This is a genomic window from Bacillus sp. FSL M7-0307, assembly GCF_038627835.1.
GTDB lineage: Bacteria > Bacillota > Bacilli > Bacillales > Bacillaceae > Bacillus > Bacillus altitudinis.
Map to the genome: position 1 here is coordinate 1,871,531 of NZ_CP152023.1, position 26,964 is coordinate 1,898,494.

Genomic DNA, 26,964 nt, shown 5'->3' on the forward strand with positions numbered 1-26,964 from the left:
GTAATCGATCTTCGTATGTATATGCCAGATGATAGGCTCACATTATGATTGGACAAGTGCAACGATCTGCTTTTTCTTCCATACTAGTCGATAATAGCCATATTGGAGCAATAAGTTTACAAAAAAGGCTGCAGGATAGCCTATCCAGATTCCTTTGATCCCCAGCGATGTATAGTGTGATAGCACATAAGCAACTGGTACTTCAACAAGCCAAATGGAACAAATACTAAAGATGGTCGGCCATAGCACTGTTCCGCTTGCTCTCATTGTGGCTGCAACGATTTGCGCCGTTCCAAAAATGAGATAGCTCCATAGGGTAATCACGACCAAACTATATGCAATGTCAATCGTTGCAGGATCTGTTAAAAAGATAGATAAAATTTGTGGTGCGAAAATATAGACGAAAATAATAATCAATCCGCCTATCGCAAAGTTTAGCCCCAGCCCAATTTTAATGACATCTTTCAAACGATTCATGTTTCCTGCGCCAATGAATTGTGCGGCGAAAATAGATACTGCAATACCAAGGCTCACTGCAGGCATCTGTACATAACTTACGACTTGGTTAACAACGCCATAAGCTGCGGTCGCCTGTGATCCATAATCGTTGACAAAAGAAATGACAGCAATTTCTGATAAAGAAATGAGAATCATATTAATACTAGAAGGGATACTTAACTTTAATAGCGTTTTTAATAAATCTCCTTTCATCAATAAATGCTTTCTAACCGACGCATCAATGCGAAGCGGGTGCTTTGTTTTATAAAGATAGATATGAAGAATGATAAACGTAACGATTGTAGAAATCACAGAAGAATACGCAGCACCATATAAACCAAATGCCGGTAATCCAAGCCAGCCGAATAATAAGATTGGTAGCAATAAAATATTTGTTCCTGTACTAATCATTAAGAAATAAAATGGTGTCTTAGAATCTCCTGTTCCTCGTAAAAAAGTTGTATAGACAAAATAAAGAAATAAGATGGGCATGGAGATGAATAGGATTCTGGCATATGCCGCACTTTCCTCCACAATATTTGCAGGTGTCCCCATCAGATGTAAAATATCTGTGGCAAAAAAACCTCCAATGACAGCTAAAGAAAGTCCGATTAAAAAGGTGAACGAAAGCGTTGTACCGATAATTTCCTTTAACCTCTGCTCATTTTTTGCTCCGTACGCTTGTCCAATCAGGATCGAGCTCCCTGATCCAATCCCAATGGAAAAAGAAACAAGTAAAAAGAAAAGTGGAAAGAATGCAGAAATCGCAGCTACTGCATCCTCTCCAATCCATCTACCGACAAGCACAATGGAAACAAGCTGTCCAATTGATTGCAAAATATTGCTTAATAAAAGTGGAATTAGAAAGATCGACATGGTTTTTACTAAAGATTGATTATTATCTAACGTCATGATGGTTCTCCTTCTCTGTCTAAAGATCCTCAGCTAATATGCTGACAATGCGGTCTTCTATCTCTTTTCCTTTTTCGTCATCAACGAGATGATTCAATAAGATGGAAAAAGCAAGCGTTTTTCCACTCTGCGTTTCAATATATCCAGATAGTGTGCTGACCGTTGATAGCGTACCTGTTTTTGCACGCACTTTTTCTAGTGTAGCTGGTTCTTTCAATCTGTTTCTTAATGTACCTCCCACCATACGCTCACTTGCCCCAGCTAATGGAAGTGCATGGACATAGGTGTTAAACCATTTTTCCTTTTGAATGTTTGTCAAAAATAAAGTGAATTGGTTTGCAGAAACAAGGTTAATGGGTGATATGCCTGATCCGTCTCTCAACACAGTCATAGATGCATCTATGCCATAGGCAGGAAGGCGTTCATTCAGCACGTCAAGCCCTTTGTCAAAACTTCCTTTGTTCTTTACCCGCTTCCCAAGTTCTTTTAACAGAATTTCTGCATGTGTATTGTTGCTTAATTTCATCATCGGAACAAGAAGATCGGATAAAGGCATTGATGAATGGGAAGCGATTTTTTTCGCTTTTTTAGGAACTTGTTTTGTTTTGAGTGGTCCTTTCAGCTGAATCCCCTCAGCCTTTAATGCTCGTTTCATTAAGTCTAAAGCATACGTTGTCGGTTCCCATAATGCGACCCATTGTTTAGACGAAGATGCTTTTAGCGGAATCGTCCCAGTCAGTGTAATTTTGTTTGTACCGTGAGAGCGTTTAAAAGATACTTTCTTCTTTCCTCCTTCTGGCACAGTTTTCACTTGATTGACAACTTGAGCGACGTCAGTCTTCGGGATCATCTCATAGCTGGCCTTCTGCCCTGCTTTCTTTCCCGGCTTAACTTCGAGAATGATCGTTCCTGCATCATAATCCTCATTCGGTGAAGCAGTAAGAGCAGATATTTGAGCGCCGTAATATTGATCTTCATCACTCCACGGCAGATCGATGGAATACCTTGTGTCATCAAACCAAGTATCATCAGCCGCAAGCTGTCCACGAATCGTATGTATTCCGGCCTTTTTGACTTGTTTGGCTAATGCGGCAAAATCGCTTTCTAACAATGTAGGGTCTCCAGTGCCTCGGAGATAAAGATTGCCGTGCAATGTTTTCTTTTGGATTGGACCATCCATCCAAACGTCTGTTGGAAAAGTGTGTGTTTCACCCAGTAGATCGAGTGCGATAGCAGATGTGAGTAGTTTCATATTAGAAGCAGGAGTCAGACGGATGTCTGCTTGATGTTCATAAAGAAGGGAAGTGTCAGAAGTATCGCGTACGCTGATGCCAGCAATCGCGCCCTCTAGATCAGGTGCTGTTCGAATGAATTCGTCTAAAGAAGTGATCCATTTTGATTGATCATCATGAGCTGTTAGTTGTTCATCTTTCACTGAAAAAGGGAGAAATAACATCGACAAAATACATAGTTGTAAAAACATGACCTGTGAGAAACGTTTCACGCAATCCCTCCTTTTTAGAAAAGCAGCCAAATTTAGCAGATTATGTTCATTATACACAAAAGAACGTTTGTTCTCAAAGGTTTTTTAAACAGAAAAGTCAGCTTTCTTTGACGAAAACTGACAAGCCTCTTTTACCTTTTTTCAGGATTCCAGCCATCGCTTCCGCTAAGCACGGCTTGAACGGTGATTTGACTTGCTTCGTTTTTTGTTAATATCGTTGACCACTTCACCCGGTTTGCCACATGACTCCCTGCGCCCGTTGATCCATATTCTTGATATCTAGCCGTTTTTTCGTTGTCTTTGTTATCCCAGTTATGCCATCCCTCAGCTTTAATATGTTCATCCATTTTTGTTTGGAGGAACGTGACAGCCGAATGAGGTCTCCACGGACGGCCTAAGTAAACAGATTGAGACGCAGCCGTTCCTTTATTTAATGTGGAATCAATAAAAACGTAGCCATACTTTTGCGCTTCTGTTGTGGATGCCGCTGTAATATACCCATTTCCAAGACTTTTTATTTCAGCTCTTTTAAATACAGCCGTTGCTGAACCAAATATGAAGTCAACCGTGCCCTCGATATAGCAATTTTCATAATATTGTCTTCCTGTGCCTGTGGCATATAGTGTATCTTGATAACCGAGAACACGTACGTGTTTAAACACAGCCCGGTCTCCAGACACATAAAGGGCAACTGCCTGCCCTGCGTTTCGGCCAGCTGTATTTTGAAACGTGATATTTTCTGCGTAAAAATGATTTGCCCGAATCATTGTACTAGAGCTATTGGTTGTGCTCCCGCTGCTTGCATTTGTATCATCATACGTCAGAATCGTCTGATACTGATTTTCTCCAATAAAGGACACATACGGCTTATTTTGCGGAAGAAGAATCTTTTCTTTATACACACCATTTTTAATATATATCGTCGTTTGCTGTTGATTGTTCACTGGTATCGCATCAATGGCAGATTGAACCGTTCGAAATGTCCCATTTCCTTTTTGATCGACAATAAGCACGCGGTTTGTTTGATGGTTGTGTCCAGCTGCTTGCGCATAAGCTGAGTCAAAAAGCAGTAAGGCCAATACCATCATCAGCAGTCGTTTTCCGTACTTCATCACACATCTCCCCCTTATATTGTGAACGTTTTCATTGACGTATTCTTTTTGATCCTATTCAGTTATAAAACAAAAAAACACAAAAAAACATCCACTGTGTTAGGTTGTGGATGTTTTTTCATATTTCATCGCATAAATTCCTTCATTTTCAATCCATTCACAAAATAGGACGTCTTTATAGGAGGAAATGTGCTGCTTTTTCAATTGCTCTCTCAGCCACGCTTCATCAAATCCAGCTTCCTTTAAATCTTTTCTTAAAATCTCTCCGTCGATAATAAACGTTCTAGGTAATGTGACTTCTTTTCCTTTCACGTTCACATCTTCTGCTGTAGCTGGTGCATACTTCATTTTCGGAAGTACACTCACAGACCCGTCCGTTTCCAAAATGGCAAATTCAATTTCATTAAGAGCAAAATGCCCTTTCGCTCGAATCAGCGTCTGCAGCTGATTTAAATCGAGCATATTTTTCTTTAATCGATTATAGTGAATCTTTCCTTTATCAATCACAAGAGTCGGTCTTCCTTCTAAAAAGGCGCGAATGGATTTGAATTTTTGTGAAAGCCATTCAACTGTGTAGATTAAAACGCCCCAGACTGCAACTGCAAAAAGGATATGTAGCACGTTGACTTCTGGATCAAAAATGGCGTTACCGACCATCTCCCCTAAAATCAGTGCAGAAATAAAATCAAACGGCGTGATTTGTGCAAATTGTGTTTTCCCTAATAGCTTTGTAATGGAAAATAAAGCAAAAAATCCGATAAAGAGTTCAATCAAAATATTTAAAAATGGCACAAATATACCTTCCTTTCTCACTGCATGTACTTACAGCATGTACAGGAAAGGAAGGTTCTAAACCATTTATGAAGGCAGTAAAATAAAGACGTCGTCTTCCTCAAGCGTTTTGTTAGATCCATCATCTAGAATTTCAAATCCCACCATGTCTGAATCATAAAAAGCCATGACCACTCTTTGGTCATGGCTTTTCTCTATATATGGTAAACACCCTTTGTTTGACCTATTTTGGCAGAACCGAACTCCCCATTAAATAACGGTCTACCTCATGCGCCACTTGTCTGCCTTCGTTAATTGCCCAGACAATCAAGCTTTGACCGCGTCTTGCATCTCCCGCTGCAAATACGCCTTCTACATTCGTTGTATATTCCCCATATTTTGCGTCAATCCGATTGTTTTTGCTGTCCACGCCAAAGTGTTTCACTAGCGGCTGTTCAGTTCCCTCAAAACCAATCGCAATAAAGACTAGCTGAGCTGGCCATACCTTCTCTGTTCCTGGAATCTCATGAAATTCAAACTTCCCTTGCTCGTTTTTCACCTTTTCCATTTGAATGGTATGAAGCTCTTTTAACTTCCCATTTTTATCAGCCACAATCTTTGTGGTTTGAATCGAATATTGCCGCGGGTCTTCTCCAAATTTTGCTTGTGCTTCTTCGTAAGCATAATCTAGAGAGAAGACATAAGGCTGTTCTGGCCACATGTTATCCCCTACACGTGTATCTGGAAGCTTTGGATGCTTTCCGAATTGAACAACACTTTTTGCTTTTTGGCGAAGTGCAGTTGCAACGCAGTCAGCACCTGTATCTCCTCCGCCAATCACAATGACGTCTTTCCCTTTTGCGTCAATAAAGTTTTTATCTTTGAATCCTGAATCAAGCATGCTTTTTGTTGCGAGTGTTAAATAATCCATTGCCAGGTGAATCCCTTTTGCTTCCCTGCCTTCAATTAACAGGTCACGCTGCTTTTGTGCACCTGTACAAAGGATAACCGCATCAAATTGCTCTTTCAGTTCATCAGCCGTGATATCCACACCAATTTCTGTATTGGTCACAAAGTCAATGCCTTCTTGTCTTAGCAGTTTAACTCTGCGCTCAACGACTTCTTTGTCGAGCTTCATATTCGGAATACCATAAGTGAGCAGTCCACCTAGACGATCAGATCGTTCAAACACGGTTACAGCATGGCCTGCTTGGTTTAGTTGGTCTGCACTTGCCAGTCCTGCTGGTCCTGATCCAACAATCGCAACCTTTTTCCCTGTACGACTTGAAGGAATTCTTGGTGTAATCCAGCCATTTTCAAAGCCTTTATCAATGATCGTCCGTTCGATATTTTTAATCGATACTGCTGGATCATTGATCGCGACGGTACATGAGCCTTCACAAGGTGCTGGACATACTCTCCCAGTGAATTCAGGGAAATTGTTCGTTTTTTGCAGTCTTTCAAGCGCTTCTTTCCATCTGCCCCGGTAGACAAGGTCATTCCATTCTGGAATTAAATTGTAGATCGGGCAGCCAGAAACGCCGCCCCTGATCTCCATCCCAATTTGACAAAACGGTGTTCCGCAATCCATACATCTAGCACCCTGCTGTTTCAATACCTCATCTGTATAAGGAGCTGAATATTCTTTCCAGTCATTTTGACGAGTGAGAGGGTCACGTTCATTTGGCTTTTCTCTTTTATAATCCATAAAACCTGTTGCTTTGCCCATTGTCCTCTCCCCTTTCTTAATGAGCGAGGGCTGCTTTTTGCCCGTTTGCCGTTTCTTTATTTTTCGGTTTTGTGTTTGCTTCAAATGCGAACATAACGGCTTCCTCGTGGCTGAGGCCTGCTTGTTTTTGTTCCTCAATGCTTTGAAGCATCATTTTGTAATTTCTCGGAATGATCTTAATGAATTGATTCTTTTCTTGTGCCCAGTTCTCTAGAAGCGCTGCTGCTTTTGAGCTGTTTGTATAATCAAGATGTTCCTGAATCATTTGCTTCACTTCTTGTTCTTCTTCGTGATCTGTCAGTTTTTCAAACATGATCATTTCCATGTTACACATTCTTTTGAACTGTTTTGCATCAGATGTATGCACGTAAGCGATACCGCCAGACATCCCTGCACCAAAGTTTTTCCCGACGTCACCTAAAATGACAACACGTCCGCCAGTCATGTATTCACAGCCGTGATCACCGATTCCTTCAACGACCACATTGACACCTGAATTACGCACGGCAAATCGTTCACCTGCACGGCCGTTAATATAAGCTTTTCCGCTTGTTGCGCCGTAAAATGCAACGTTACCGACAATCACGTTCTCATGTCCATTTTGTACAAAGTGATCAGATGTTTTGACAGCAATTTTGCCTCCAGAGAGTCCTTTGCCGATATAGTCATTTGAGTCACCTGTTAAATATAAAGACATCCCCTTTGGAACAAATGCGCCGAAGCTTTGTCCAGCTGAACCAGTGAACCGAAGTGTAATCGTATCCTCTGGCAGACCTTCTTCTCCGTAGCGCTTAGACACTTCACTGCCCGTAATCGTTCCAGCTACACGGTGAATGTTGCGAATGTTTAGTGACAGATCAACCGGTGTTTGATGATCGAGCGCTTCCTGTACATAAGGGAGAATCTCATTCATATCCAGTGATTCATCAATTTTATGATTTTGTGGCGTTCTGAATGTGCGTGCTCCCTCTGGCTGATAAAGCAGGGTTTCAAGGTTCAGCTGTCCTGCTTTCCAGTGTGCTTTTGCTCTTTCACTTACTGATAAAACATCCGTACGCCCAATCAATTCATCCATTGATGTAAAGCCAAGTTCAGCTAAGATTTCTCTTACTTCCTCTGCAATAAACATCATGAAGTTGACAATGTGATCAGGGTCACCCATGAATTTTTTGCGAAGTTCAGGGTTTTGCGTAGCGACACCGACTGGGCAAGTATCTAAATGACATGCTCTCATCATGACGCATCCTAATACGACAAGTGGAGCTGTCGCAAAGCCGTATTCTTCTGCTCCTAAAATCGCAGCCATGACAACGTCGCGTCCTGTCATTAATTTGCCATCCGTCTCAAGAACGACTCGCTCTCGAAGACCGTTTAAGACAAGGGTTTGATGCGCTTCTGCCAATCCAAGCTCCCAAGGAAGTCCTGTATGTTTAATACTTGTTTTCGGAGAAGCCCCAGTACCGCCATCATATCCACTAATCACGATAACATCCGCTGTCCCTTTTGCGACACCTGCTGCAATCGTTCCAACGCCCGCTTTAGAGACAAGCTTGACACTAATGCGCGCGTCACGGTTTGCATTTTTCAAATCATGGATCAGTTGAGCCAAATCCTCGATTGAATAAATATCATGGTGAGGCGGTGGTGAGATCAGCCCAACACCTGGCGTAGAACCGCGTACGTCTGCGACCCAAGGATACACTTTATTTCCTGGCAGCTGTCCGCCTTCTCCAGGCTTTGCACCTTGCGCCATTTTAATTTGCAGTTCATCTGCATTGACTAAGTAATGACTCTTCACGCCAAAGCGGCCAGAAGCAATCTGTTTAATCGCACTTCTGCGATCATCCCCGTGCTCATCTACTGTAAAGCGTGCAGGATCTTCCCCGCCTTCTCCGCTGTTGCTTTTGCCGCCAATTCGGTTCATCGCAATCGCTAGTGCTTCATGCGCTTCTTTACTTAATGAACCAAATGACATCGCACCTGTCTTAAAGCGGCGCACAATGGATTCTGCAGATTCAACTTCTTCCAGACGAACTGGCTTTTGTTTTGAATGAAAAGCAAATAGATTTCTAAGGAAACCAATTCGTTCTTCATCTGCTGCCTTCGTGTATTGCTTAAATAAATCATAATCTTCGTTGCGGCATGCCCACTGAAGGGTATGAATGGTTTTTGGGTTAAAGGCATGATGCTCTCCATTTTTTCTCCACTGGAACTCACTGCCTGATTCTAGTGTTTGATCAGTTGATGCCTGATACCCTGCTTCATGACGAAGCTTTGCTTCACTTGCAATGGTGTCAAGATCAATACCGCCTAGCTGAGAAGCTGTTCCTGTGAAATACGCCTGGATGACATCTTCACTAATGCCGACTGCTTCAAAAATTTGTGCGCCTCGATAGCTTTGGACAGTGGAAATTCCCACTTTAGACATTACTTTAACGACGCCCTCAGTCACACTTTTCCCAAACTTTGTGACAGCTTCATCAAAGCTAATCGCAATCGCTTCTTCAGCAATAAGCTGTTTGTATGTTTCGTAAACGAGGTACGGATGGATCGCATCTGCACCGTAGCCAATCAGTGCGGCAAAATGATGAACCTCTCTTACTTCTCCAGATTCGACGATTAAGCTCACCTTTGTTCGTAAGCCTTGACGCACAAGATGCTGATGAAGTGCACTCAATGCAAGAAGTGGTGGAATCGGCACTTTTTCTTCCGTCATGTCACGATCGGAAAGAATTAGTAAAGATACCCCTTCACGAATGGCTTTTTCTGCCTCTTCAAACATCGCATCAAGACCTCGTTTTAGGTCATCAGTGAAAAGTGTATGAATCGTTTTGCTTTTAAAGGCGTTATGAACAATTGTTTTCAAGCCGTTGAACTGCCCGCTTGTTAAAACAGGTGTATAAAGTTTAATTCTTCGGCATGAATATTCATTTGGATGTAAAATATCTCCTTCTGCACCTAACCAAGTCATGGTCGATGTAACAAGCTGCTCACGAATGGCATCAATCGGCGGATTCGTAACTTGAGCAAACAGCTGTTTGAAATAAGAAAACAGCGACTGTGCACGATCTGATAACACAGCAAGCGGTGTATCACTTCCCATTGAGCCAATTGGGTCCTTTCCTTCTTCGAGTAAAGGAATTAAATACTTTTGAATGTCTTCGTACGTATAATGGAAAGCACGCTGACGCGTTAACAAATCACTCATTATACTAGAATTTTCTGAATTTTCTTCAGAGCGATTGACGTGAACCATTTCTTCATCGAGCCATTTTTGATAAGGAAGTTCATTCGCAATCGAAGATTTCACTTCTTCATCAGAAATAATGCGTCCTTCTTCTAAATCGATTAACAGCATTTTACCTGGTTCAAGACGGTCTTTATACTTCACATCTTCTTCATTCGTGTCGATGACGCCGACTTCAGATGAGAAAATGATATGATCGTCATTTGTCACATAGTATCTCGCAGGTCTTAATCCGTTACGGTCTAAGATGGCGCCGATTTGTTTACCATCCGTAAACGAAATCGCTGTTGGGCCATCCCATGGCTCCATTAACGAACTATGGTATTCATAAAATGCCCGTTTCTCTTTTGACATGTGCGTATTCTCCGTCCACGGCTCAGGAATCAGCATCATCGCTGTATGAGCAGGAGTACGCCCTGCAAGCACGAAAAATTCAAAGGCATTGTCTAAAATGGATGAATCACTTCCGTCTGCATTCAGCACTGGCAAAATCTTGTCTAGATCTTCTCCGAAGGCTTCAGACACGAATTGTTGTTCTCTTGCTCTCATCCAATTGATGTTTCCTCTTAATGTGTTAATTTCTCCGTTATGAATTAAGTAACGGTTTGGATGCGCTCGTTCCCATGTCGGGAATGTATTTGTACTAAATCTTGAATGAACGAGTGAAAATGCAGAAACAAATGTTTCATCCTGTAGATCAAGATAAAAAGCATCAACTTGATCTGATGTTAAAAGCCCCTTATATACAATGGTTTGACTAGACAGGCTGACAAAGTAAAATTGTTTTTCCTCTGCTGTTCCCCAATTTTCAGCCTGCTTACGGATGACATATAATTTTCGTTCAAATGACAAACGGTCTGTTACGTTGTCGTTTGCTCCGATGAACACCTGCCGGACAACCGGACAGCTCTTCGCTGCAACCGTTCCAATTTTCCCAGCATCAACAGGGACCGTTCTCCAGCCAATTAATGTTTGCCCTTCTTGTTTAATGAAGCCGTTGATCTTTTGTTCGATCGCTTGACGCGTTTTGGCATCATCATCTTTTGAAAAGAACACCATTCCTACCCCGTAACGGCCCTTTTCAGGAAGTGCAAAGTCTTGACAGTTCTTTCTAAAAAAAGCGTCTGGCAGTTGTACCATTAAGCCGGCACCATCACCTGTATACGGATCACTGCCTTGCCCGCCGCGGTGATCAAGCTGGCACAGCATTTGCAATCCCTTTTTGACGATGCTATGTGTCGCCTCCCCTTTTAAATGGGCGTACAGTCCGATTCCACATGCATCATGTTCAAATTCAGGACGGTAGAGACCTTGTGGTTGTGGTAGTTGATTATAAGTCATCGTTTCTCTCCCCCGTTTAAAAGATCCGTTTTTTCACAGTAATAAAATCTCACAAACTCTGTAACTTATTTTAAGTTTTCAAATTGATATAAACAATATATAATTTAGATCAAAACAATCTCTTTTTGAGATAGATGGGTGTGAAGTGCAAAAATGGAGCTTCGTCAATTACGTTATTTTGTAGAAGTTGCTGACCGTGAACACGTGTCAGAAGCGGCTGAAAACTTACACGTTGCCCAATCTGCCATCAGCCGGCAGATTGCCAATTTAGAAGAAGAACTTGGAGTGGCTTTATTCGAACGAGAAGGACGAAATATCAAATTAACGAAAATCGGCAGACAATTTTTGGACCATGTCAGAACCGCCCTAAAAGCGATAGATTACGCCAAAGAACAAATTGATGAATACTTAGACCCACACAAAGGGACAGTGAACATTGGATTTCCTACAAGTCTAGCAAGCCAAGTGCTCCCTTCTGTCATTTCCGCATTTAAGCTGGAATATCCAGAGGTCGATTTTTTACTTCGGCAAGGTTCCTATAAGTTTCTGATTGAAGCTGTTAAAAATCGAGACATTGATCTTGCCTTTTTAGGACCCGTCCCGACAAACGATCCTCAAATAGAAGGAAATATCTTGTTTTCCGAAAGCATTTATGCCCTTTTGCCTATTAGTCACCCCTTTAGCGGGCAAAGAAGTATTCATTTAAGTGATTTGAGAAAAGACCATTTCGTTTTGTTTCCTGAAGGATATGTGCTGAGACAAATTGCGGTTGATGCCTGTAAGCAGGCTGGCTATGAGCCTACTATCTCATCTGAAGGAGAAGATTTGGATGCCATTAAAGGTCTCGTGTCAGCGGGTATGGGCGTTACCTTATTACCCGAAAGTGCCTTTTATGAAACAACACCGCGATTTACAGTGAAAATTCCAATTGATTTCCCTCAAGTGAGGAGAACGGTCGGAATTATTGCTTCTAAATCGAGAGAGATGTCTCCTTCTGCCCATGATTTTTATATGTTTGTAAAGGATTTCTTTTCAAAAATTGAACAATATAAATAATTCATTAAAACAAGACATTTCATTTGTAGAAATAATCCCTCTTTGTATATGATGAGTTACAGAACAACAGACTATATGGAAGAAAGGTAATCGTATGAAATCAATTTTATCGTTTTTAAAGCCCTATCGGCTATCCGTTGTGTCCATTGTAATTCTCACCTTTTTAAGCAGTATGCTCCAGCTGTATTTACCGACGCTTACGGCAGATATCGTTGATGTCGGGATCGTCCAAGGAGATGTCGCTTATATATGGAAGGTTGGGGGCTGGATGGTGGCTTGTTCTTTACTTGCCATCTTGCTCACGATTTGGAAGTCCTACTTGTCATCTAAGACAGCTCTAGGCTTCGGGCGTGATATGAGAAGACAGCTGTTTGTGCATGTCGAACAATTCTCATTAGAAGAATTTCAAAAAATCGGGACATCTTCCTTTATTACAAGATCAACAAATGATGTGAAACAAGTTCAAGATGTCACGATCATGATCTTACAAATGATGACACGGGCGCCACTTATGCTCGTTGGTGGAATTATTTTGGCTGTATCTAGAGATGCTGTGTTATCTCTCATCTTTTTAGCAGCTCTTCCCCTTCTTGGCGGGTTCATTTATTTGGTGTCAAGAAAAGCGATCCCCCTCTTTGGACAGCTTCAGAAAAAAACGGACCGGCTGAACTTAATTATGAGAGAGTCGCTTTCAGGCATTCGGGTCATTCGTGCGTTTAACCGAGTAGATGACGAAAAGGAACGTTTTCAAGAAGCCAATACATCGTATAAGGATACTGGCCTTAAGGTCAATCGATTAATGGCGTACTTGTTTCCTTTTATGCTCATCATCATGAACTTCACGAATATCGGCATTGTCTGGATTGGCGCTAATCGGATTGATGCCGGACAGATGGAAGTCGGGAATCTGATCGCCTTCATTCAATATGCGATGATGATTTTAATGGCACTCATTATGCTTTCTATGAGTTTTATTATGGTGCCTAGAGCTCAGGCATCAGCTAAACGGATGAATGAAGTGTTAAATCTAGAACCAAAAATTAAAGACAAAAAAGAAGCTGTCACTAAACTTGATCAGCCGGCCCAGTCCATTCGCTTTGAGAATGTGTCATTTTATTATTCAAATGCTGAAAAACCAGCCGTTCAAGACATGACGTTTGAAGCCAAAAAGGGTGAAACGACGGCGATCATTGGCAGTACAGGTTCCGGGAAAACGACCCTTCTTCAGCTGATGACACGTTTTTATGAAGCAACAGAAGGAAGAATTACATTAGATGGTGTCGATATTAGAGAATTGCCTCAAGAGAAACTGAGAAGTCAGATGGGTTATGTTTCTCAAAAAGCCATTTTATTTAGCGGAACCATTGCTGATAATGTGCGCTTTGGCAAACGCGATGCAACAGATGACGAGATTTGGCAGGCACTGCGGACGGCACAGGCCGAAGAATTTGTTTTGCAAAAAGATGGCGGAATTCACGCAGAGATAGACCAAGGAGGTTCGAATCTCTCTGGCGGTCAAAAGCAGCGTCTTTCGATCGCAAGAGCACTCGTAAGAAAACCTTCATTCTACCTGTTTGACGATAGCTTCTCTGCCCTTGATTACAAAACGGATGCAAAACTTCGGTCAGCACTAGAAGCTGAAAAAGAGCATGCTGCTTTGATTATTGTGGCTCAAAGAATCAGCACGGTGAAGCATAGCGATAAAATCATTGTGTTAGATGATGGAAAAATAGCAGGTATCGGTACACATGAACAGTTACTGAAAGATAACCTTGTCTATCAAGAGATAGTCGCATCACAGGAAGGTCAGGAGGTGGAGCAAGGATGAGTAAAAAAATGTCTTCTGGAATGGGACATAAAGGCGGTCACCCAAGGGGCCCAGTACCAAAGCCGAAGGAATTTAAAAAAACACTTCTTCGTTTAACGGGCTATTTAAAACCGAGAAAATTTCAGCTGATCATTGTCCTGATTGCAGCGATCGGTTCAACCGTTTTTAATGTCATCAGTCCAAAATTACTTGGGGATGCCACCTCTTCCCTATTTGAAAGTTTTACACAAGGAACTGGCGTTCAATTCGATGTCATTTCACGCATTTTATTGCTGCTTGTTCTATTATATGTCGTCGCATCTCTCTTCTCATTCGTGCAGCAATATGTAATGGCGGGTGTCTCGCAGCAGACCATTGCTGAATTAAGGCAAGAAGCAAATGACAAGCTCACACGTCTCCCCCTTCGTTATTTTGATAAAACAACACACGGAGACACGCTGAGCCGGGTGATGAACGACATTGATAATATTAATACTTCTTTACAGCAGGCACTCACGCAAGTGATTACATCTGTTATTACAGTCATTGGAATTGTCGTCATGATGCTTTTCATCAGTCCGCTACTGACGCTGCTTGTTTGTTTGACGCTGCCGCTTAGTTTGTTTGCGATTCGTGGCATTACATCATTTTCGCAAAAGCATTTTAAGGCACAGCAAAAAGAACTAGGGATGATCAATGGACATATTAATGAAATGTTCACAGGACATCAGACGGTTCGTGCGTATGGCTATGAAAAGAAAGCCATTGATACATTTGATCAATTAAACGAACAACTATATGAATCTTCAAGAAAAGCACAATTTATCTCCGGCTTAATGATGCCGATGATGACCTTTATTGGGAATCTTGGCTATGTGGCGGTAAGTGTTGCTGGCGGAATTCTTGTCATTAACGGGAATATTCGTGTTGGGGATGTGCAAGCATTTATCCAATACACACAGCAAATGTCGCAGCCGCTTGTGCAAGCATCCAGTGTTGCAAACTTAGTTCAATCTGCTATCGCTTCTGCTGAACGGGTGTTTGAAATTCTGGATGAGGAAGAAGAACATGCGGAAGAAGATGCAGCGATTGATCTTAAATCCCTTTCCGGAGATGTGGCCTTTGAGCACGTTCACTTCGGTTATGAGAAAGATCAACCCATTATTAAAGATTTGAATTTACATGTCCGAGAAGGACAAACGGTTGCCATTGTTGGGCCAACAGGCGCTGGAAAAACAACGATTATTAATCTGTTAATGCGCTTTTACGAGCTAGATCAAGGCTCCATTCGCATTGGCGGCGTAAAAACAACCGACCTCAGCCGAGAGCAAGTGCGTGACTTATTTGCGATGGTTCTTCAGGATACATGGCTCTTTGAAGGCACAATTTATGACAACATCGCATATGGCAGACCGAATGTTTCAAAAGAGGATGTGTTGAAAGCCGCTAAACATGCCTATGCAGATGATTTCATCCGCACCCTTCCAGATGGATATGACACACTCTTAACAGAAGATGCCGGCAACCTCTCGCAAGGTCAGCGTCAACTGTTAACCATCGCCCGTGCCATCTTATCTGATCCGAAGATATTAATCTTAGATGAAGCAACAAGCAGTGTCGATACACGGACAGAGATGCATATTCAAAAAGCGATGAATGAATTAATGAACGGCAGAACAAGCTTCGTCATTGCACATCGACTTTCAACGATTAAAGATGCCGATCTCATTTTAGTCATGAAAGATGGCACGATTATTGAAAAAGGAACTCATCGTGAGCTTTTGAAAGAAAAAGGTTTTTATGCAGACCTCTATATGAGTCAATTTGCCGAGAACCAAGTCGGTTAAACAGCACCAAAAAGGATAGACAGTATGTAAAAATGCATGTCTATCCTTTTTGTGATGCCTTAAGCTTCCCGTTTTCTGACTTTCACACTGAGTTTTGTCATGTAATCCGCTTCATTTTTAGACATCAGAGAATGAAGTAAATACTCCTCAAAGACATCTCCATCCAGTATCATATCCTCTGCTTCGATTTGATCTAATAAACGTGAATAGGCAGTCTCCATCTCTTCATATGTTCCTTGTTGATACATGACTGCATATAGACCCGCTGGCTTTTTGACTGCATCCGGCCCTTCCATTCGGCAAAACAGCCTATCAGACTGATGATAATGACGCTGCAAAAACTGCTCCTTGTTTAAAACAGAACCATTTGCCGCAGCACCTTTAATCCCAATTCCTTTCAGAAATTCTCCTACAATTCGAGAAATTTCTTCTACAGGTGTGTTTGAATCAATCGGGTTTGATGTACTGAGGACGATCGGTTCCTCTGGCAGTTCTTGAAACAAGACCTCCCCTGTTTTCACTGATGATAATTCATTCGTTGTCTCGATCACACGAAAAAGAAAAGATTGAATATCCTGTAGTTTTTGGATCTCCTCCCCGACCTTTTCTGCTTGATCAACCGCCAGGCTTTGCAATTTATCTTGAGAAGGCTCAGTAAAGTATTGTTTTAATTGCTTGATCGGAAATTGAACAGCACGAAGGGATTGAATGGCCATGAAATGGTCAAATTGTTCAAATGTATAATAACGGTATCCATTTTCCTGAACACCTGCCGGCTTAAACAAATCGATTTTATCATAATAGAGCAGTGTATCTTTTTTCACTTCAAATAATGCCGCAAATTCTCCAGTTAAAAATGTTTTTTGACCATCGCTCATCATTTTTAAGGCTCCTTTCTTGACTATGGAGTTACTCCATCCTTTATGATAACATGCATAAACACCACGTATGTGGAGAAAGGATTTACACATGAACAAAATCGCACAAGATCAAGTCACATTATCACTTGCAAATCAAGAAGACTTCCCTTTGATGAAAAAGGAACTGCAAGATGCTTTCACTGCTGGCATCATTGATGCATTTGGCGATGCAGAAGGTGGACCAATTCCTCCTGATGAGTCGATTGATGAATCCTTTTATTCGTCAGAGAACCTTGTCTATCATATTTTACTAAATGGTCAAAAGGCAGGAGGGGTTGTTTTAAAAATCAACCATCACACACACCGCAATTCGGTGGACCTGTTATACATCTCTTCATCATCTCACAGCCGAGGCATTGGTCAGGCAGCATGGAAAGCCATTGAGGCGCAATATCCAGAAACCAAGGTGTGGGAAGTTGTCACTCCTTATTTTGAAAAGCGCAACATTCATTTTTATGTGAACAAATGCGGGTTTCAGATTGTTGAGTTTTATCACTTACACCATCCAGATCCGAGCTTCCCTCAAGAGAAGAATCAAGAAAATGACCCTTTAGCACCTGAGACATTTGAATTTTTCAAATTTGAGAAAGTCATGAAAAAAGATTGTTCAAGTTCATAAAAAAACTCCCTCTTATGGGGAATTTCAGATTGTTGACAAAGGGCTAAAATGGACTTTACTTTAGCCCTTTGTCTTCTTTTTCAAGAGTTGTCAGTGCTTCAGCATCGTTTCCATGTCGTTCCCCCTTTTTCTCTCTTCTTTTCTCATACACTAAAAAAACACTACCCCAAGGAGAAAGGTAGTGTTCGTTACATTCATTCTAGCTTCTAATCTGACCATCACCAGATAGAAGCAGCTTTGTTGTTGTCAGTGCAGGAAGTCCCATTGGCCCTCTTGCGTGCAGTTTTTGAGTAGAAATGCCAATTTCAGCGCCATATCCTAGTGCACCGCCATCTGTAAAACGTGTAGATGCGTTATGGTAAACAGCGGCCGCATCGACTTCGTTTAGAAAGATTTGTGCGTTTTTTTCATCCTCTGTTATGATGGCTTCTGAATGTTTGGTCCCGTACTGATCAATGTGGTGAATGGCGTCCTCAATTGAGTCAACCACTTTCACCGCAAGATCAAGACTTAAATACTCATCTGTCCAATCTACTTCTTCCGCAGGAACCGCTTCGGAAAAGAAGGATTGAGCGTCTTGATCTCCATGCACAGTGATTTGGTGCTGAAGCAGTGCTTCATTCAATGCTGCACCATTTTCTTTCAGCCAATCGCGATGAACGATCAGAGTCTCAAGCGCATTACAAACGGCCGGGCGATTTGTTTTCGCATTGATGACAATCTGAATGGCTTTTTCCACATTCGCTGTTTGATCAACAAAAACATGGCAGTTCCCTGTCCCTGTTTCAAGAACTGGAATGGTCGATTCTTCTACAACTGTTTTGATTAAAGAAGCCCCGCCTCTCGGAATTAAAACATCTATCCATTCTTTTAGATGAAACATCGCTTGAACCGATGAACGGTCTGTTTGTTCAATAAACTGTACCGCATCACGAGGAATCTTTGTTTGATCCAATGCCTCATGAATGACGCGGACGATGGCTTTGTTGGAAGAAATAGCGGAGGAACCGCCTTTTAAAATCACTGAGTTGCCTGCCTTAAGGGCAAGCCCTGCTGCATCGACAGTGACATTCGGTCTCGCTTCATAGATCATCCCGATCACGCCGAGCGGTACTCTTCGGCTTTTCACATGTAAGCCGTTCTCAAGAGTCCATTCATCCAATATTTCTCCAACAGGATCTGTTAATCTCGTCACAAGCCGCAAACTTTCCGCAAACTCATGAATTCTCTCTTCATTTAACATTAATCGATCCATTAATGCTTCAGAGAAGCCCTTTTCTTTTCCTGCCTCTAAATCCTTTTGATTTTCCTGTAAAATAAAATCACTTTGCTGTTCGAGTGTTTCTGCTATTTTCAGCAGCGCCTCATTTTTTTCCTCTGTTTGAAGTAAACCTAGTTTTTTTGATACATGCTTTGCTTTTTTCGCTTTTTCTTTGACCGATGTGACAACTTCAGCTGTCAGTGTCATGAAATTCCTCCCTTATGATTAGCAAACTGGTATTGATAAATCTAAATGACAAACAAACGCTTCAAGATCTACGACATGCACCACTTCATCCTGTAGCAAGTCACCGTTCAGTGCGAGTTCGTCGGACGCATAATTGACAATGCCAAGCCCTATTTCTCTTTCATCTTGATCTAAAATACGGACAACATCGCCTTTTTTAAACGAACCCTTTACATCGACTATGCCGTCAGAATCCAGACTTTTCTCACGATGCATGAGAAGCTCCTGTGTTTTCTCTTGAACAACGATTTCGCCTTTTGGTCCAGAATGAAAAGCAATCCACTGTTTTTTATAATTCAGCGGCGCTAAATTTTCGTCAGCTGTAAAATAAGTGCCGTCCTCTGTCCCATTGATGGCTTTGTCTAAAATGTGAGGCGTATCGGCTTTTCCCAAAAAGCCATTGATGCCTGCGGCCATTGAAATTTTAAAGGCATCGAGTTTTGATTTCATTCCGCCTGTGCCAACGCTGCTTCCCGCATCTCCAGCGGCTGCTTCGATGTCTTCTGTGATTTCTGTGACTTCGAGAATTCTCTTCGCATTCGGATTTGTATGAGGGTTATCTTCATACAAGCCGTCAATATCAGATAAAATAGCGAGGAAATCCGCATCAATCAGTCCAGCTACTTTTGCAGACAATGTATCATTATCTCCAAACTTCAAACGATTGATCGTCACTGTATCATTTTCATTAATAATCGGGATGATCCCTCGATCTAATAACACATTCATTGTATTTCGCACATTTTGATAGCGCGTTTCATCTGAAAAATCGCTTCTTGTAATTAATAGCTGTGAAGCAATATAACCGTGCGATAAAAATAAAGTAGAATATGACTCCATTAAAAGCCCTTGCCCTATTGAGGCTGACGCCTGTTTTTCTGGCAGTGTTTTCGGTCTATCAATAAATCCTAATTTTCGGTAACCAGCTGCAACCGCACCAGATGAGACCAAAATGACTTCGTGTCCTTCATCTTTGAGTTTTACAATTTGATTGACGAGGTTTTCTAGTTTTTTTAAACTAATCTCACCTTGAAAGCTAGTAAGAGAGCTGCTTCCGATTTTCACAACAATTCGTTTTCTCTCTTTATCTGCGTACACCTTATCACTCCTGTATTGAGGCTCTATTTATATCGTTACTTTTTGTTTTTGCTGTTCACTTATTTCTTTTGATCGATTGGCGGCATGTTTGACGGCCTGCTTGATGGCTTCTCCTCCGCCAAAATCATCTAATGCATCTAGTCCTGCAGCAGTTGTTCCATTAGGTGACGTAATTTTTTCTCTGAGGACAGAAGGGTTTTCAGCTGTTTCTTGCAGCATCTTCGCTGCACCGAGAAGTGTCTGTGTACCGATTTGACGGGACATTTCTTTTGATAAGCCAGCTTCTTCTCCAGCTTCTTCGATTCTTTCCATTAAGAAATAAAAATAAGCTGGACCGCTTCCGGCAATTCCTGTGAAAATATCCATTTGCTCTTCCTGAATGGTATACACTTCTCCCATTTCAGATAAAAGAGCCCGACTCGTGCTTACATGTTCATTTTTCACATAACGTCCAGCAGATAAAGCGGTCGCCGACGCCCCAATCGTACTTGACGTATTTGGCATTACTCGCATAACAGGCTGCCCTTCATGCAGCATGTCTTCAATATACGATGATTTCACACCTGCAAGTACAGACAGGATGAGCTGATCTTTCTGAATATGAGGTTTTAATGATTCAAGTGCTGTTTCAGCATCCTTTGGCTTCATCGCCAGGATCAACATATCCATTTCTTCAAAAGGAAATGAATCCATTGTGGCTGTTTGGATTCCGTAGCGTTTCGTTAGTTCGTTTAATCGCTGCTTATTTTGCTTGTTTGTTGCGTAAATTTGGCTGAGCGGCATCTGACCTGATCGCACAATACCTGCAATCATTCCTTCCGCCATAGAACCTGCTCCAATGAAAGCAACTTTCTTTTGATCAATGATATTGATCCTCTCCCTTGTTCGCTTTTTGTTCGTGTTTTTCGCACGTTAGTTATCGTAACATGATGAGAAATCGTGTCAAGAAAGAGCCAGCGCTTTTCAAAAGTCCCGAATACGCGCTGAACAGCTTGCGGTATGTATGTTAGCCGTGTTTTTTTAAATCATCAATTTAGATCAAAAGAACTATACAGATTTGAATCATAGTACCCTTTCGTTCGACTGAATTCACCATTTTATTTTTGGTTTCGGTGACTTCAATTCTAGTTTTTAGAAAGCGCTATCATTTTTGATGACTTTCTATTTTCCTATAGGATGAATGTGTTTGAATCTTTCGATTAGACTATTGACATATTTTAGAAAACATGTCCGTTGAAATGCGTTTTTCGTGGTGATACCGTGAAAGGGAAATCAAGTGAAAAAGGAGCGTTCATAATGAAAGTAAAAGAAAATTACGTCAATGTCATCCCAATGAAAGAAATCCGATCTACTGATGACCTTCTTTTCCCATTCCCTATCTACAATGAATTACGATCGCAGGGTGATATTCGATACGATGAAACGAGAAAGTGCTGGGATCTCTTTCGATATGCTGATATTCAGTCCGTTCTGAAGCAGCCAAAAGTGTTTTCATCACAGCGAGGAAGAAGTACATCTAAAACGAGTATTTTAACAATGGACCCTCCAAAACATACCAAAATGAGAGCACTCGTCAATAAAGCCTTCACGCCAAAAGCGATCAAACAAATAGAAGAAAAGATCAAAGACTTGACCCATGATCTATTACATCAAGTAAAGGATCAACGGACCTTCGATATTGTGCAAGATCTGGCCGCTCCCCTACCTGTCATGATCATCGCCGAGCTTCTCGGTGCAGAAGTGAAAGACAGAGAGCTGATCAAAAAACATTCAGATGCTCTAGTTGCAGGAGCCAAAGATGATTCAAAAGAAGCTATTCAAGCCGTTGTCGACATGCAAAAACAAGCAGAAAAAGAGCTGTCAGCGTACTTTGCTCATTTGATCCAAAAACGAAAAGAAACACCAGCCGATGATTTAATCTCCCTTCTCATCCAAGCGGAAATTGACGGTGAGCGTTTATCAGAAAATGAACTGCTTGGCTTTTGTATACTCTTACTCGTTGCTGGTAATGAAACAACGACTAATTTAATCACAAATGCCGTACGACTTTTAACAGAACAGCCGCATATCGCCGAATCAGTGCGGCAAGACCTGTCTCTCATTCCTCAATTGACGGAGGAAACGCTGCGCTATTATCCGCCTGTTCAAGCGATTGGGCGAGTTGCAGCAGAGGATGTTCAGATTGCCGGTTCTCACATTGAAAAAGGAGACTATCTCATCAGCTGGGTGGCATCTGCGAATCGTGATGAACGGAAGTTTGACGATCCAGATACGTTTCGTCTTGACAGAAAATCAAATCCGCATTTGAGCTTTGGCTTCGGCATCCATTTTTGTCTTGGTGCTCCTCTCGCCCGGCTTGAGGCTCATCTAGCACTTGAGATTTTACTCCGTACGTTTCGAGAAATCACCCGTGCGGCAGATCAGCTGAAACCAATTCAAAGCACGTTTGTTTTTGGGGTCAAAGAATTCCCTGTGCAGGTCACCCGTTTTTAAAAGCCCCTTTCATCAGGGGCTTTTTTTCATATGCTTATCCTTACCTTCCTGGTCTGAACATGCTAAAATAAAATCCATATGTACAGTGATCACGGAATTCGGAAAGGAAGCTAAACGTATGACCGATTACACAGCAATGAAAGACGGAATATTCAAATCAGTTTGTTCGTTAGATTGCCCTGATCAGTGCGGTCTTTTAATACATAAAGAGAACGGAAAGATCGTTAAAGTTCAAGGAGATCCAGATCATCCAGTCACTCAAGGAAACATTTGCAATAAAGTGCGGAATGTCACAGCTCGTTTATATGATGAAAAACGTCTGACAACACCATTAAAACGTGTAGGTCAAAAAGGTGACCGGCAGTTTGCACCAATTACGTGGGAAGAAGCGATTGAAACCATTCGTCAAAAATGGACAAAGCTGATCGAAGAAAAAGGACCAGAAAGCATTTTGCCTTACAGCTTCTATGGGAATATGGGGAATCTTAATGCAGAAGGAATGGACCGCCGCTTTTTCTATCGACTTGGCTCAAGTCAGCTAGACCGAACCATTTGTCAGTCAGCCGGAACAACTGGCTATAAATATACAATGGGCGCAAGCATTGGGACAGACCCAGAAGAAACCATTCATACAAAACTATTTATCTTTTGGGGCATCAATGCGGTTTCAACCAATATGCATCAAATCACGTTGGCACAAAAAGCTCGAAAGCAAGGGGCTAAAATTGTCGTCATTGATGTGCACAAAAACCAAACGGGCCGGATGGCAGATTGGTTCATTCCGCTTCGCCCTGGCACTGATAGTGCGCTAGCTCTTGGGATCATGCATGTCCTTTTTAAAGAAGACCGCACAGATGCGTCATTTTTAGAGACTTACACGGTCGGTCACAATGAGCTTCGCGAGCATGTGAAGCAGTACGATCCAGAAACGGTTGAACAAATCACGGGTGTCCCTAAAGAAGACATCATCTCACTTGCGAGAATGTACGCAGAGACAACGCCGTCTCTCATTCGTATTGGCAATGGGCTTCAGCATCACGATAATGGCGGCATGAGTATTCGAACCATCTCCTGCCTCCCTGCCCTCACCGGTCAATGGCTGCACAAAGGCGGCGGTGCGATGAAATCGAACTCTTCTTTTCTTAGTTATAATGAAACCGCTCTTCAGCGACCGGAATTATTAAAGGAACGCGAACCTAGAACATTTAATATGAATCAGCTGGGCAGCGTGCTAACGAACGCAGAACCTTCTATTGATTCTCTTTTTGTCTACTCTTGCAACCCGGCTGTTGTGACACCTGAAGCAAATAAAGTAAGAGACGGTTTAATGCGGGAAGACTTATTTACGGTTGTCCATGACTTGTTCATGACAGAGACAGCTACTTATGCGGATATTGTTCTGCCAGCGACATCTGCCTTTGAAAACGAGGATTTTTATACTTCTTACTGGCATCATTACATTCAAATTCAAGAACCTGTTATAGAACGTTATGGAGAAAGCAAATCAAACACTGAAGTGTTTCGTCTTTTGGCTCATGCGATGGGCTTTGAAGATGAAGCCTTTAAAGAGACAGATGCGGAACTAATGGAACAAGCTCTTCATCATCCTGAAAACCCGCACTATGAAAACATTTCATATCAAGCGTTAAAAGAGAAAAAGTGGATCAAAGCAAAACGAGGGCCTTTCGAAGATTTAAAGCTTCCTACCCCAAGCGGGAAAATTGAACTTTACTCTGAACAAATGAAAAAAGATGGATATCCAGCCCTTCCAACCTATGTACCTTTATTCAAGGAAAGTGATTATCCACTAACGTTTATACCGGGACCAAACCATAATTTTCTTAATTCCACCTTCTCTCTTCATGAGAAGCATCAAAAGCTTGAGAAATTTCCGAAGCTTCATATGAATGAACAAGATGCAAAAGAAAGACAGATTGAAGATGGGGATATGGTTCGTGTGCTGAATGATCGAGGAGAATGCGAGCTGATCGTGTCAGTCGGACAAAATGTGTTATCTGGTGTTGTTGTCAGTCAGGGATTATGGGCAGACCAAAAAGGCAAAAAACATTTGGTGAATGGCCTCACACCTGATCGTTTGGCAGATATGGGCGGTGGTGCGACGTTCTTTTCCGGCAGAGTCGAAGTTGAAAAATTATGATAGAAAGAGCCAGGAGTTTTGCTCCCGGCTCTTTTCTTTGACTTTTTTAGTTGCCAATAAACAGCTGATTGGTCATCACATTTGCACTTCCGCTGCTTTGGTAGCCTTCTACAGTAAATGCCGTTTCATACATTTTCCCCATTGGCATCCCTAAGCTTTCCCATTTTCTAAAATGCGCACTGACGGAGACCGTTCCGCTTGTACGTTTCGTTTGACGTACACTCCAATATTGCTTGAAGGTTGCGATCCCGATAATGGAAGGCTGATTGACACGGGTTGTTTCATAAATGTCATATGTGCCTCCATCAGCATAAAATGATCCTTTATACGCTCCTGTTGGACGATACGTGCCCCATGAATCAACAATGTAATATTCTGCTAATGGAGATTGTGTCCAGCCATAGACACATAGATAGGAATTCCCGCCTGGGTTAAAACTTGCGTTGTAATTGATGGAGATGTTGCCAAGCTGATGGTGAGTTCTAGTGGAATCAAACTTTTTCCCTTTTCTAAATAAAGCATTTCCGATATTGTTCCAGCCTGCACTAAATGCCCCGCCGTTATTGAGTGTCATCGAGGTATTTCCATAATCCTTCCATAATTCATAATCGTACCCGCTATGGTTACCCATTTCATTATTCGTAATGGTTCTCGCATGGGCTGGTACAGCCGTCAGTATAAGCGTCAGTCCAATACACATCACAAACAACAGTCTTAATTTTCTCAAATTCATCGTCCATTCCTCTCCTTTTTCATCCTTTTGATTCTGTCATCTCTAAGATGAAACGAATTCATCACCTCCTTTCATGCCCCCACTCACTGCTAGATTATCGATACTTTGCTAGACCCGCATGAATGTCTCTTGTGTATGTATAAATGCTTTGATACAAACGAAAGAGATGATCATATACATCGACATGCTGTTGATTTGGTGTAAATACGGCCGCTTGATGAATAAACTGATCCGCGCACGCCTCAAGTGACTCGTACCAGCCGCATCCAACTGCTGCAAGCATCGCTGCACCTAACGCGGGCCCTTGCTCATTTTCAAGCTGAATCACTTCAGCTTGAAAAATGTCTGCCTGCATTTGAAGCCATGTATGACTTCTCGCACCTCCACCAATGGACACAATAGCATCTATTCTTTTTCCGGCCTGCCTGAATAAAGCGATCGATTCATTTAATGAAAAAGTGATTCCTTCAAGCACAGCTCTAACCATATGCGCTTTTTCATGCCGGCTGTCTAATCCAATGAAGCTTCCACGAATGACTGAATCTGCATGAGGCGTTCTTTCCCCAACTAAATATGGCGTAAATAGCAATCCATTTGCGCCAGGCGCTATATCCTTTGCTCCGGCTAAAAGGGCTTTAAACGAATCATTTGGAGCAAGTAAAGATTTAATCCAATCGAGGCTATAACCTGCTGATAAAGTGACTCCCATTGTATAAAAAGCGTCTTTTTTTGCATGATGGAATAAATGCAAGTTTCCATTCAGCTCTCTGTTATGATTTTCTTCATAGGAAAGAATGACACCTGATGTGCCAATGCTGCATAATGTGTGACCTGATGATAAAATGCCGGCGCCAATGGCACCGCAAGCATTATCCGCTCCACCCGCAAAAACCTTCACCTCTTCTGTCATCCCGGTTTCCTTTGCGATCTGCGGCAAGAGTGTTCCAACCTCCGCCTCCGATGAAACGAGTGGCGGGCAAATACGAATCGGAATATCAAAGGTTTGACAAATCTCCTCACTCCATGTTTGTTCTCCAATATCCAACAGTAACGTACCAGCCGCATCAGAATAGTCCATATGAATAGCACCGGTTAATCGATATCTGACATAATCTTTTGGAAGTAAAAACAAATGGATTCGTTGATCAATTTCTGGTTCATGTTCCTTTACCCATAACAACTTTGGCAGTGTAAACCCTTCTAACGCCTGATTTTTTGTGATCGCTTGCAGCCTGCCTCCTAGCTTTTCTGTCATGCGCCCACATTGCGCTGTTGTTCTTGTGTCATTCCACAAGATGGCAGGCCTGAGCACCTGAAGGGATTCATCCAATAAAACAAGTCCGTGCATTTGTCCAGAAAAACTGATGCCTTCTACCTGCATTGACTGAACAGGCTTTCTCTCCATAAGTTCTGTCATCGCGACAATCGTCTGCTCTACCCAGTCTTCAGGATTTTGCTCACAATAACCTGGTTTGCTTTGAATGAGGCGGTAAGATTTAGTCGTCTCGCAGCATACCTTCCCGCTCTCATCTACTAATATCGCTTTAACTCCGCTCGTTCCAAGATCAATTCCCATCACATACTTCATGTGTTCACTCCTTCAAAACATCCG

General features: G+C 42.0%; 18 protein-coding genes. 6 read left to right on the forward strand and 12 right to left on the reverse strand.

Going from position 1 to position 26,964, the window contains the following annotated elements:
- Positions 1 to 42: 42 nt before the first annotated feature.
- From MHI41_RS09435 to gltB, 6 genes are all read right to left on the reverse strand, one after another.
- On the reverse strand, positions 43 to 1,410 hold the full coding sequence (locus tag MHI41_RS09435; protein WP_342494756.1) for an MATE family efflux transporter: 1,368 nt from the start codon (positions 1,408 to 1,410) through the stop codon (positions 43 to 45).
- Between the two features lie 19 nt (positions 1,411 to 1,429).
- Complete coding sequence (dacB, locus tag MHI41_RS09440; RefSeq protein WP_342494757.1) at positions 1,430 to 2,914, reverse strand: D-alanyl-D-alanine carboxypeptidase/D-alanyl-D-alanine-endopeptidase; 1,485 nt, start codon at positions 2,912 to 2,914, stop codon at positions 1,430 to 1,432.
- A 131-nt stretch (positions 2,915 to 3,045) separates the two neighbouring features.
- Positions 3,046 to 4,026, reverse strand: coding sequence for a pectinesterase family protein (locus MHI41_RS09445; protein WP_342494758.1), 981 nt, complete (start codon positions 4,024 to 4,026; stop codon positions 3,046 to 3,048).
- Positions 4,027 to 4,125: 99 nt separating this feature from the next.
- The gene (locus MHI41_RS09450; protein WP_272511609.1) at positions 4,126 to 4,818 is read right to left on the reverse strand and encodes a DUF421 domain-containing protein; all 693 of its coding nucleotides are present in this window, start codon (positions 4,816 to 4,818) and stop codon (positions 4,126 to 4,128) included.
- 223 nt (positions 4,819 to 5,041) lie between these two features.
- Positions 5,042 to 6,526, reverse strand: coding sequence for a glutamate synthase small subunit (gene gltD, locus MHI41_RS09455; RefSeq protein WP_008346585.1), 1,485 nt, complete (start codon positions 6,524 to 6,526; stop codon positions 5,042 to 5,044).
- Between the two features lie 16 nt (positions 6,527 to 6,542).
- The gene (gltB, locus tag MHI41_RS09460) at positions 6,543 to 11,114 is read right to left on the reverse strand and encodes a glutamate synthase large subunit (RefSeq protein ID WP_272511610.1); all 4,572 of its coding nucleotides are present in this window, start codon (positions 11,112 to 11,114) and stop codon (positions 6,543 to 6,545) included.
- Positions 11,115 to 11,267: 153 nt separating this feature from the next.
- Between gltB and MHI41_RS09465 the strand changes: the two genes are divergently transcribed.
- The 3 genes from MHI41_RS09465 (at position 11,268) to MHI41_RS09475 (ending at position 15,824) form a co-directional block, all read left to right on the forward strand.
- Complete coding sequence (locus tag MHI41_RS09465) at positions 11,268 to 12,170, forward strand: LysR family transcriptional regulator (RefSeq protein ID WP_024718330.1); 903 nt, start codon at positions 11,268 to 11,270, stop codon at positions 12,168 to 12,170.
- A 94-nt stretch (positions 12,171 to 12,264) separates the two neighbouring features.
- On the forward strand, positions 12,265 to 13,998 hold the full coding sequence (locus MHI41_RS09470) for an ABC transporter ATP-binding protein (RefSeq protein WP_148943912.1): 1,734 nt from the start codon (positions 12,265 to 12,267) through the stop codon (positions 13,996 to 13,998).
- On the forward strand, positions 13,995 to 15,824 hold the full coding sequence (locus MHI41_RS09475) for an ABC transporter ATP-binding protein (RefSeq protein WP_146271430.1): 1,830 nt from the start codon (positions 13,995 to 13,997) through the stop codon (positions 15,822 to 15,824). The genes MHI41_RS09470 and MHI41_RS09475 overlap by 4 nt, the downstream gene beginning before the upstream one ends.
- Positions 15,825 to 15,883: 59 nt before the next feature.
- On the opposite strand, the gene MHI41_RS09480 is transcribed toward MHI41_RS09475, so the two are convergent.
- Complete coding sequence (locus MHI41_RS09480; RefSeq protein WP_342494147.1) at positions 15,884 to 16,705, reverse strand: MerR family transcriptional regulator; 822 nt, start codon at positions 16,703 to 16,705, stop codon at positions 15,884 to 15,886.
- An 88-nt stretch (positions 16,706 to 16,793) separates the two neighbouring features.
- Here MHI41_RS09480 and MHI41_RS09485 point away from each other — a divergent pair, with 88 nt between their 5' ends.
- Positions 16,794 to 17,363, forward strand: coding sequence for a GNAT family N-acetyltransferase (locus tag MHI41_RS09485; RefSeq protein ID WP_342494148.1), 570 nt, complete (start codon positions 16,794 to 16,796; stop codon positions 17,361 to 17,363).
- A gap of 199 nt (positions 17,364 to 17,562) precedes the next feature.
- Here MHI41_RS09485 and MHI41_RS09490 read toward each other — a convergent pair whose 3' ends face one another.
- Genes MHI41_RS09490 through proC form a run of 3 tightly spaced genes read right to left on the reverse strand, consistent with a single transcriptional unit; the run spans position 17,563 to position 20,841 of the window.
- Positions 17,563 to 18,831: a glutamate-5-semialdehyde dehydrogenase gene (locus MHI41_RS09490; protein ID WP_182489390.1), complete on the reverse strand. Its 1,269-nt coding sequence runs from the start codon at positions 18,829 to 18,831 to the stop codon at positions 17,563 to 17,565.
- A gap of 18 nt (positions 18,832 to 18,849) precedes the next feature.
- Positions 18,850 to 19,968, reverse strand: coding sequence for a glutamate 5-kinase (gene proB, locus MHI41_RS09495; protein WP_019743320.1), 1,119 nt, complete (start codon positions 19,966 to 19,968; stop codon positions 18,850 to 18,852).
- Between the two features lie 27 nt (positions 19,969 to 19,995).
- Entirely contained in the window at positions 19,996 to 20,841 is an 846-nt protein-coding gene (gene proC, locus MHI41_RS09500) for a pyrroline-5-carboxylate reductase (RefSeq protein WP_135227083.1), read from the reverse strand.
- Between the two features lie 423 nt (positions 20,842 to 21,264).
- On the opposite strand from proC, the gene MHI41_RS09505 reads away from it, so the two are divergent.
- On the forward strand, positions 21,265 to 22,461 hold the full coding sequence (locus tag MHI41_RS09505) for a cytochrome P450 (RefSeq protein ID WP_317327483.1): 1,197 nt from the start codon (positions 21,265 to 21,267) through the stop codon (positions 22,459 to 22,461).
- A 118-nt stretch (positions 22,462 to 22,579) separates the two neighbouring features.
- A complete protein-coding gene (locus MHI41_RS09510) occupies positions 22,580 to 24,619 on the forward strand; it encodes a molybdopterin oxidoreductase family protein (protein ID WP_342494149.1) in 2,040 nt (679 codons plus the stop codon).
- 46 nt (positions 24,620 to 24,665) lie between these two features.
- Here the strand turns inward: MHI41_RS09510 and MHI41_RS09515 are convergent, their stop codons facing one another.
- Together MHI41_RS09515 and xylB are read right to left on the reverse strand one after the other, a co-directional pair.
- Positions 24,666 to 25,352 (reverse strand): glycoside hydrolase family 11 protein, encoded by a 687-nt coding sequence (locus MHI41_RS09515; protein ID WP_007500674.1) that lies wholly within the window; start codon positions 25,350 to 25,352, stop codon positions 24,666 to 24,668.
- Between the two features lie 94 nt (positions 25,353 to 25,446).
- Positions 25,447 to 26,940 (reverse strand): xylulokinase, encoded by a 1,494-nt coding sequence (gene xylB, locus MHI41_RS09520; protein ID WP_342494150.1) that lies wholly within the window; start codon positions 26,938 to 26,940, stop codon positions 25,447 to 25,449.
- Between the last annotated feature and the right edge of the window lie 24 nt (positions 26,941 to 26,964).